Origin of the sequence: Hahella sp. HN01, from assembly GCF_018986435.1 — a bacterium.
In the GTDB taxonomy this organism is placed as follows: Bacteria; Pseudomonadota; Gammaproteobacteria; order Pseudomonadales; family Oleiphilaceae; genus Hahella.
The window spans coordinates 1-8,322 of record NZ_JAHMIN010000072.1 but is presented as its reverse complement, the minus strand read 5'-3'; the positions used below and the strand labels follow the sequence as shown (position 1 = coordinate 8,322).

Annotated in this window: 12 protein-coding genes; all 12 read left to right on the top strand. The window is 59.9% G+C overall.

Translation table 11 applies throughout. The features are described 5' to 3' along the window. The coding region (locus KP814_RS31570; protein WP_253938783.1) for a terminase TerL endonuclease subunit at positions 1 to 1,063 on the top strand (1,063 nt) is incomplete at its 5' end. Further along, positions 1,063 to 2,271 (top strand): phage portal protein, encoded by a 1,209-nt coding sequence (locus tag KP814_RS31565; RefSeq protein ID WP_216740511.1) that lies wholly within the window; start codon positions 1,063 to 1,065, stop codon positions 2,269 to 2,271. The genes KP814_RS31570 and KP814_RS31565, both read left to right, overlap by 1 nt. Then, positions 2,261 to 2,818, top strand: a complete 558-nt coding sequence (locus KP814_RS31560) for an HK97 family phage prohead protease (RefSeq protein WP_216740510.1) — start codon at positions 2,261 to 2,263, stop codon at positions 2,816 to 2,818. The genes KP814_RS31565 and KP814_RS31560 overlap by 11 nt, the downstream gene beginning before the upstream one ends. 5 nt (positions 2,819 to 2,823) lie before the next feature. Continuing rightward, the gene (locus KP814_RS31555; RefSeq protein ID WP_216740509.1) at positions 2,824 to 4,017 is read left to right on the top strand and encodes a phage major capsid protein; all 1,194 of its coding nucleotides are present in this window, start codon (positions 2,824 to 2,826) and stop codon (positions 4,015 to 4,017) included. After that, a complete protein-coding gene (locus tag KP814_RS31550; protein WP_216740508.1) occupies positions 4,017 to 4,304 on the top strand; it encodes a head-tail connector protein in 288 nt (95 codons plus the stop codon). The genes KP814_RS31555 and KP814_RS31550 overlap by 1 nt, the downstream gene beginning before the upstream one ends. 23 nt (positions 4,305 to 4,327) lie before the next feature. Beyond that, entirely contained in the window at positions 4,328 to 4,639 is a 312-nt protein-coding gene (locus KP814_RS31545; protein ID WP_216740507.1) for a phage head closure protein, read from the top strand. After that, positions 4,636 to 5,136 carry an HK97-gp10 family putative phage morphogenesis protein gene (locus KP814_RS31540; protein ID WP_216740506.1) on the top strand — a complete coding sequence of 167 codons (501 nt, stop codon included), beginning with the start codon at positions 4,636 to 4,638 and terminating at the stop codon, positions 5,134 to 5,136. The genes KP814_RS31545 and KP814_RS31540 overlap by 4 nt, the downstream gene beginning before the upstream one ends. After that, positions 5,133 to 5,507 carry a DUF3168 domain-containing protein gene (locus KP814_RS31535; RefSeq protein ID WP_216740505.1) on the top strand — a complete coding sequence of 125 codons (375 nt, stop codon included), beginning with the start codon at positions 5,133 to 5,135 and terminating at the stop codon, positions 5,505 to 5,507. Before KP814_RS31540 ends, KP814_RS31535 begins: the two co-directional genes overlap by 4 nt. Positions 5,508 to 5,509: 2 nt before the next feature. Beyond that, entirely contained in the window at positions 5,510 to 5,926 is a 417-nt protein-coding gene (locus tag KP814_RS31530) for a phage tail tube protein (protein ID WP_216740504.1), read from the top strand. A gap of 14 nt (positions 5,927 to 5,940) precedes the next feature. Beyond that, the gene (locus tag KP814_RS31525; RefSeq protein ID WP_216740503.1) at positions 5,941 to 6,306 is read left to right on the top strand and encodes a hypothetical protein; all 366 of its coding nucleotides are present in this window, start codon (positions 5,941 to 5,943) and stop codon (positions 6,304 to 6,306) included. 41 nt (positions 6,307 to 6,347) lie between these two features. Beyond that, entirely contained in the window at positions 6,348 to 6,527 is a 180-nt protein-coding gene (locus KP814_RS31520; protein ID WP_216740502.1) for a hypothetical protein, read from the top strand. Between the two features lie 32 nt (positions 6,528 to 6,559). Beyond that, positions 6,560 to 8,322: hypothetical protein (locus KP814_RS31515; RefSeq protein ID WP_216740501.1), on the top strand; the 1,763-nt coding region annotated here is incomplete at its 3' end.

The window sequence follows — 8,322 nt, the reverse complement described above, 5'->3', positions numbered from 1 at the left end:
CTTATACGAGACCATGGTGACGGGGCAGGGCGCACGCCGGCAGCCGCTGACGTTTATCATCACCACCGCCGGCAACAACATCGAAGGCCCTTGCTACGACAAGCAGACCGAGGCGCAAGAGATGCTGGACGGCGTCGCGCCGAATGACGAGTTGTTTGCGTTGATGTATGGGGTAGACGACCCGGAGCGCTGGGCGGACCCGGACGTATTGGCGATGGCCAACCCTAATCTGGGCGTTAGCGTTTATAAAAAGTATTTGGAAAGTCAGCAGCAAAAAGCGATTCGCAGCGCTCGCTTTCAGAACATATTCAAGATCAAACATTTAAACATCTGGGTTACGGCGCGCTCGGCGTTCTTCAACATGGAGCAGTGGCAACGCTGCTACGACCCCAGCCTGAGCGTGGAAGACTTCGAAGGCCAGGAGTGTATCGGCGGCCTGGACTTGGCCGGCAAACTCGACCTTAACGCTTTCATCAAGCTGTTCTACCGCGACCTGATGGACGAGGACGGAAGAACCCGCCGGCATTACTACTGCCTCTCGCCCGTATTCTGGGCGCCCGAGGATACGGTCAACAATCCAGATAACCGCAAGCTATCCAGTCGTTATCAGAAGTGGGTCAACCTGGGGGCGCTCACCGCTACCGACGGCGCGGAGGTGGACTATCTGGAAGTGCTGGCGGAAGTCACCGACACCAACCAACGCCACCCCATTGCGGAGATCGGCATCGATCCGCACGGCGCGCTGAACCTGTCGCACCGCCTGGACGACGAGAACCTGAACCCGGTGCAGATCACGCAGAACTATTCCGGTATGTCCGCCGGCATGAAAGAGCTGGAAGCGGCCATCGCCGCCGGGCGTTTTCATCATGACGGCCACCCCATTTTAACCTGGTGTATGGGCAACGTGGTGGGCCGCTACATGGGCGGCGCCGATGACGACATCGTTCGCCCCACCAAAGAACACAAAGACAAAAAAATCGACGGCGCGGTTGCGCTCATCATGGCCGTGGGCCGCGCCATGTTGGCGGCGGAAACCACCGGCCCCAGCATAAGGTTTGCCTGATGTTTAATTTATTCAGACGTAAAAGCGCGCCGGTGATTGATAGCTCCGCCAAGCTCGCGGAGTTGCTGGGCGCATGGTATGACGCCGACGCTGGCGTACAGATTACTCCCGGCAACGCCCCGGAGATCAGCGCCGTGTTTTCCTGCATCAAAGTGCTGACGGAATCTATCGGCATGCTGCCGCTGAACCTCTTCAAAGAGCTGCCCGGCGGCGGATCGGAAAAGGCCAGCGGCCATCCGCTACAGGCGCTGTTAAAGCACGGTCCGAACGACTACCTGACCGACCAAGAATATAAAGAACTGATCGTCGCGCACCTGTGCTTACGCGGTAGCCATTACAGCTACATCAACCGCACGGCGTCAGGCCGGGTGCTGGAGCTGCTGCCCATGGCGCCCGATGCGGTGACGCCGAAACTCTCCGACAACTACGAACTGACTTATGACGTGCAGTTCAAAAGCGGCCCTGTACGCACGCTGCCGGCGGAGGAGGTGCTGCATATTCGGCTATGGAGTCTGGACGGCCTGACGGGGCTGAACCCAATTCAGTACAACCGCCACTGTTTGGGCCTTGCGAAAGCAACCGAGAAACATGGATCAACCTTGTTTGCGCATGGCGCGAAACCCTCCGGCGTGCTCTCCACCGATCACGCGCTGACAGATAAACAATACGAGCGCCTGAAACAGGAGATGGAGCTGCACCGCGGCGTCGCCAACCAGAATCGCGAGATGATCCTCGATGGCGGCCTTAAGTGGCTGCAAGTCTCCATGACGGCGGAAGACAGCCAGTTTTTAGAAACGAGAAAGTTTCAGCGCTCCGAGATCGCCGGCTTTTTCCGGGTGCCGCCGCACATGATCGGCGACCTGGAGCGGGCGACGTTCAGCAACATTGAACACCAAGACCTCGCCTTTGCGCGACATTCATTAATCCCGTACTGCACGCGCATCGAGAAGCGCATTAACAAGTCGCTGCTGTCCGACAAAGAGCGTGCCAGCCATTTCGCCAAGTTCAACATCAACGCCCTGATGCGCGGCGACATGAAGACCCGCAGCGAATACTACACGGCCATGATTCAAAACGGCGTCATGAGTCCGAACGAGGTCCGCATCCTGGAGGACATGAACCCCAGGGAGGGCGGCGACACCTACCTGACGCCATTGAACATGGCCGTTAACGGTCAACCCACTGGAGAGGCTGAGAGTGCTGAATAAGCAGAAGTTAGATTTTCCACTAAAGATTAAGTCCCTGTCTGACTCCGGCGAGTTTGAGGGGTACGGCTCCGTATTCGGGGTTAAAGACTCGTACAGCGACATTGTGGTCAAGGGCGCGTTTAACGCCTCTCTGGCGCGCTGGAAACAGCAAGGCCGCCTGCCTGCGCTGTTATGGCAACACCGCATGGACGAACCCATTGGCGTCTACACCGCCATGGAGGAAGATGAGCACGGCCTTAAGCTGTCCGGGCGTCTGCTGGTTGACGATGACCCACTGGCCAAACGCGCCTACGGGCACCTTAAAGCCGGCTCTATTTCCGGCCTCTCTATTGGCTATTCCGTCCCGTCCAACGGCATGGAATACGACAGCGCCAAAGAAGCGTTCTTAATCAAAGAAATCGACCTGTGGGAAGTGTCTCTGGTGACTTTTCCCGCCAATGACGAGGCGCGCATTGCGCAGGTCAAACACCGCCAACGAAACGCCGAGCACGCACAAGCCTTGGCTGCTATTTCATCCTTAAAAAATTTATTCACCACAAGGAACTAACCCTGATGCCAGTCGAATTAAAAGACATCCAAGACGTAGCGGAAGAACTGTCTAGCCGCTTTACGGAATTTAAATCAGCCAATGACTCCTCTATGGAGGCCACCCGCGCAGAGGTAATCAAACTCACCGAAAAAACCGACAAGCTCAACGCCCAGCTGAGCGAACTGGAGGCCCTGAAGAAGGAGCTGGACGGCCTTTATAAAAAGCAGAACCGCCCCGGAACAGTGGAGGGCGATGCGGAATACCGCAAACACTTTGTTGACCAGTGGATGCGCAAGAACAACGCCGCCGGCATCGAGGCCAAGGCCGTCAACCTAGGCGCGAATCAGGACGGCGGCTTTGGCGTACCGGAGGAGCTGGATCGCCAGATCCTGGAGCTGGAGCGCGAGCTGTCGCCGATGCGGGCGCTGTGCCGAAATATCCAGGTATCCACGGACGGCTATAAACGTTTGGTTAACCTGGGCGGCGCCGGTTCCGGCTGGGTCGGCGAGACCGACGCCCGCCCGGAAACCAACACACCCAAGCTGGCGCAGATTGAGGCGTACATGGGTGAGATTTACGCCAACCCCGCCACGACCCAAAAGGCGCTGGACGATGTGTATTTCAACGTYGAGCAGTGGATYGCCGACGAAGTGGCGCAAGAGTTCGTCGACCGCGAAGCCGACGCCTTTCTAAATGGCGATGGCGTGGGCAAACCGAAAGGCATCCTGTCTTACGCCATGGACGCCGCCCCGGACGCCTCCCGCGAGTTCGGCAAGCTGCAACGAGTGATCAGCGGCAAGGCGGGGGACTTCACCGCGGATAACCTGCTAAGCGTGATCTACCGCCTGAAGAAAGCGTTTCGCCGTAACGCCAGCTGGATGATGACCGGAACCACGGTGGAGAAGGTGCGCAAGTTTAAGGACGCGGACGGCAACTACATGTGGCGTCCAGGCATTGAGGCGGGCCAGCCTTCGTTGCTGTTGGGCTACGGCATCGAGGAAAACGAAGACATGCCGGAAGTGGCGGCGGATGCGAACGCTATCTTGTTCGGCGACTTCATGCGCGGCTATTCGATTGTGGACCGTATTGGCGCGCGCATGCTGCGTGACCCCTACACCCATAAACCCTTCGTCCACTTCTACACCACCAAGCGGGTGGGCGGCATGTTGGTGGATTCCAACGCCATCAAGGTGCTGACATTGAGTAAGGGGGCGTAATGGCCCCTATCTCACTGGAAGAAGCCAAGCAGCATTTGCGGGTGGAGCACGACGACGAAGACGCCTACATCGAAACCCTGATCGCCGTGGCGCGGAATCTGGCGGAGGAGTATTCCGGGCTGCCCCTGGCGGAGGGCGAGAGCATTCCCGAGCTGGCCAAGCACGCCATAAAAATGATCATCGCTACCCTGTACGAGCAACGGGAGGACCAGACGGCGGCGACGGTCTCGCAAGTCCCGCTGTGCTCCAAAGCGCTGCTGGACCTGCTGCGGATTCGGCGACTATGAGGGCGGGACGACTACGGCGGCGCGTGACGATTCAAGCCAACGTCGCCACCCAAGATGAGTACGGCGAAACCGTGCAGGGCTGGCGAGATGTCGCCACGCGCTGGGCGGGCGTGGAGCCGCTATCCGGTCGGGAATATCTGGCCACCAGTGGCCCCCGCGCCGAGCTGACCACCCGTATCGTGCTGCGCTGGGAGCAGGCGCTGGCCGGACTCACGTCGCAGGATTACCGAGCGATCTATCAGGGGCGCGTTTATGACATTCATTCCGCCATCAACACCAACGAGGCGAATAAAGAATGGGTGCTGATGTGCGCGGATACGGGGGGCTCATCATGAGTAGCGGCGTTAAGATCAGCGGTTTGCGCGAGCTGCACCAAGCCCTACAGCAACTCGGCAAACAGGCGGCCAACAAGGCGGCGCGGGAGGGGCTGACCGAAGCCGCCAAAACCTTCCGTAAGGAAATACGCCAAGGCGCGCCAGTTAAAAGCGGCCACCTGCGTAAGCACATCCGCTACAAGCTGCGCAGGGATCGCAGCGGGCGCGGCTTCACCGGTCGCGTGGGGGTGCATCCCAAAGCCTACTACGCCCGCTTTATCGAATTCGGAGCCGCGCCGCACGCCATTCCCAACCCGACTACCGGACGAGGCCGCAACAAGCGCAAAAACAAAAAGCGTCTGCGCATCGGCTCGCAGGTGGTGTCCGGCGTTAACCATCCTGGCGTTGCCCCGCGTCCTTTTCTGCGTCCGGCGTTTTTGCGCGCCAAGGATGCGGCGGTCAAAGCCGCCGGCAAACGCATGTGGCATTCCATTATTCAAGCGAGGGCGCGCCGATGATTATTCCGCGATTGCTGAAGCGACTGCGTAAGGCGGATCAGGTTAGGGCGCTGATTCCGCCGTCGGCGATTCACGGACGCTTTTTACCGCCCCACGCATCAATGCCCGCGCTGTCCCTGCTGTATGTCGGAGACGATCCCGTCAACGACCTGGGCGGAGAGGACAACAGCCGACGCGAGCGGGCGCAGATCGACGCCTGGGCCCCGACGCTCAAGCAGGCGGACCAGTTGGTGGAGGCGGTGATCAAAGCCCTGGCTCTGCGCGGAAATGACTTCACCGCCGTGCGCAACGGCAAAACCTACGAGTACGACGAGGCGGCCCAGCTCCACCGGCTGATGCTGGATTATTCATTCACATTTTACGAGGACTGACCATGGCGAAAATGCCCGCCGACGGTACAAAGATTGAAATCGACGGTACGACCGCCGGCACGCCTGACATCGAGGTGACCGGAGTTAAATCTTTTTCCGGTTTTGATGGCGAACGCCCCGAAATCGACAACACGGATTTAAGCAGCGAGACGTCCGAGTTCTTTCTCGGCAAGCGCGATTGGGGGAGCTTTAGCCTGGACTGGTTTATCAACTACGCCGACCCCGGCCAAAACGAAGTCCGCGCCGCTGAGCTGTCCGGAGCGCTGAAGACCGTCAAGATTACTTTTCCAGATTTAACCACCGCCACATTCAAGGCTTACGTGAAGAACGCCACCAGTTTAAGTGGAGGCATCAGCGGCATGCTGGAAGGCTCCGCCGCACTGCGCATCACTGGTAAACCCACTTTCGCGAAACCCTAAACGAGGCTTCTTAGATGAGTTATTTAAGTAAACAGCAAATTCTTTCCGCGCAGGATATCGAGTCTGTCGATGTGGACGTGCCGGAGTGGGGCGGAACCGTTCGGGTCGCCCTGATGAGTGGCGCCGCCCGTGACGATTACGAAGGCTCGCTGGTGAAACTGTCTCCCGATGGCAGCGCGCAACGCGACCTGACCAACATCCGCGCCAAGCTGGTGGCGGTCTGCTTGGTGGATGACAAAGGCGAGCGCCTATTTAACGAGAGCGACGTCAAAGCCCTGGGCGCGAAATCCTGCGCGGCCCTGGATCGCGTCTACCATGTCGCCGCCCGACTCAATCGCTTAACCCAAGGCGAAGTGGAGAACGCTGCAAAAAACTCCTGAGCCGGCCCGAGCGCCGGTTTTACTTCTACCTCGCCGCCAAGTTGGGCAAGACGGTTAAGGCTCTGCTGCAGGAGATCGACTCCGCCGAGCTGGCGGAATGGATGGCTTACGAATCCCTGGACGCCTACGCCGAGCAATTCGAACGTGAGCGTCAGAGTAGCGCGGAGCGTGCGGACGCCCTGAAAAATCTGTTATTCGGCGATGCTTGGCGCGACGCCTAACCCTTCTATTTCGTAATTCCTACAGGTTGCTTATGAGCCAGGAAATGATTGGCGCGCTGTCCATTGATCTGCGCCTCGCAACAGCCAAGGTCGAAGACGGCTTGCGTAACGTCAACAAGCATCTGGAGCGCACGGCGTCAGCGGCCAACAATGCCGGCAAGATGTTTTCCGTGCTGACCACCATCGCCACGGCGGGCGTGTTTGGCGGCGTTATCAAAGGCAGTCTGGACGCGGCCAATCACCTGGGCGACTTAAGCGTGCGCCTGGGCGTGAGCGTGGAAGGGTTGAGCCGTCTCGCCTACGCGGCGGAATTGTCGGGCGTATCCGCCGGCACGCTGGAAACCGGCCTGCAGCGCATGACCCGACGCATCGCCGAGGCGGCCGCCGGCAGTGGCGAAGCCATTGGCGCGATCAAAGCGCTGGGCTTATCCGCGCAGAAGCTCCAGCAACTGCGTCCCGAACAGCAGTTCGAAGTGCTCGCGGACGCTCTGGCGGAGGTGCCGGCGAAGTCGGACCGGGTGCGCCTCGCCATGAAACTGTTGGACTCTGAAGGCGTCGCTCTGCTGCAAACCATGGAAGGCGGCAGCGCCGCCATTCGGGCCATGGGCGAAGAGTCCGACCGCACCGGCAACACCATCAGCACAAGCTTTGCGACCCAGGCCACCGCCGCCAATGCCGCCATTATCAAGATGAATGCGGCGCTGACGGGCATGACCAATAACATGGCCGTGGCGTTGGGGCCGACCATCGAGCGCGTCGCGCACTTCATGGGGGATGTGCTGCCCGAGGCGGCCAAGCTGGGCGGGCAGGCGGTGCGCTTGCTCGCCGCCGGCGCGCTGGAGGTCAGCGCCAGCGTGATTGAGTTTATCCGGGTTGGAACCTACTACCTGGGCAAGCTCTCCGATGACGTGGCGAAAGTGGACGCCGAGCTGTACGCCATGCAGGAGAACCTGCGCGGCGCCACCGGCGACATTTTCGCTCAGATGGAGGGGGCGAACAGGGAGACGGAAAAGTTCAAGGTGACGCTGGGCGAAAGCGTCGTCACCTTGCAGGACTACCAGGGCGTGACCGCCACCGTGGCGGACAACCTGCAACGGGTGAAGGCGGCGCAGGAGGAAGCCAACGCCGCATTGCAGCGTCAGAACGAAATCCGGGGGAACGTCGAAAGCATCCGCGAATCCCTGCTGACCGAAGAGGAGGCGGAACGGGAATCGTACGAGCGCCGGCGGGACATGCTGCAGGAGGCGCTGGACGAAAAACTGTTAACCCAAACGCAGCATATGGAGTTGTTGGGCGAGCTGTCCGCGCAGCATCAAGCCACGCTGACGGAGATCGAGGAGCGGGAGAAGGGCAAGCGCAAGGCTTTGGCGGAGGCGGAGCATCAAGAGCGGGTGTCGGTCATGACTGGCATGTTAGGCAATCTCTCAACGCTCATGGACACGAAGTCCAAGAAGCTATTCGAGATTGGCAAAAAGGCCGCCATCGCCAACGCCCTGGTGGCGGGGTATGAAGCCGCCGTGCATTCCTACAACAAGGGTGCGCAAATTGGTGGCCCGATTGTGGGCGCGGCGTTCGCCGCCACGTCCGTGGTGGCCACCGCTGTCCAGATCCAGAAGCTCAAATCGCAGAAGTTTGGAGGAGGCGGAACGGTCAGCGCCGGCGGAGGCGGAGCGCCGCCGAATACCTACCAGCCGCCGCAACCCACGATCCCCAGCGGACCCGCCGGCGGCAAAGGCGAGGGCGCGCAGATCATTTTTCAGTTTAACGGATCGGTCAACGGCGACCCCTACCACCT

Excerpts from the sequence above, each read along its gene's own strand:
- KP814_RS31525 (WP_216740503.1), top strand. The coding sequence starts at position 5,941 with ATGAGTTATTTAAGTAAACAGCAAATTCTTTCCGCGCAGGATATCGAG.
- KP814_RS31550 (WP_216740508.1), top strand. The coding sequence starts at position 4,017 with ATGGCCCCTATCTCACTGGAAGAAGCCAAGCAGCATTTGCGGGTGGAG.
- KP814_RS31565 (WP_216740511.1), top strand. The coding sequence starts at position 1,063 with ATGTTTAATTTATTCAGACGTAAAAGCGCGCCGGTGATTGATAGCTCC.
- KP814_RS31540 (WP_216740506.1), top strand. The coding sequence starts at position 4,636 with ATGAGTAGCGGCGTTAAGATCAGCGGTTTGCGCGAGCTGCACCAAGCC.
- KP814_RS31535 (WP_216740505.1), top strand. The coding sequence starts at position 5,133 with ATGATTATTCCGCGATTGCTGAAGCGACTGCGTAAGGCGGATCAGGTT.
- KP814_RS31530 (WP_216740504.1), top strand. The coding sequence starts at position 5,510 with ATGGCGAAAATGCCCGCCGACGGTACAAAGATTGAAATCGACGGTACG.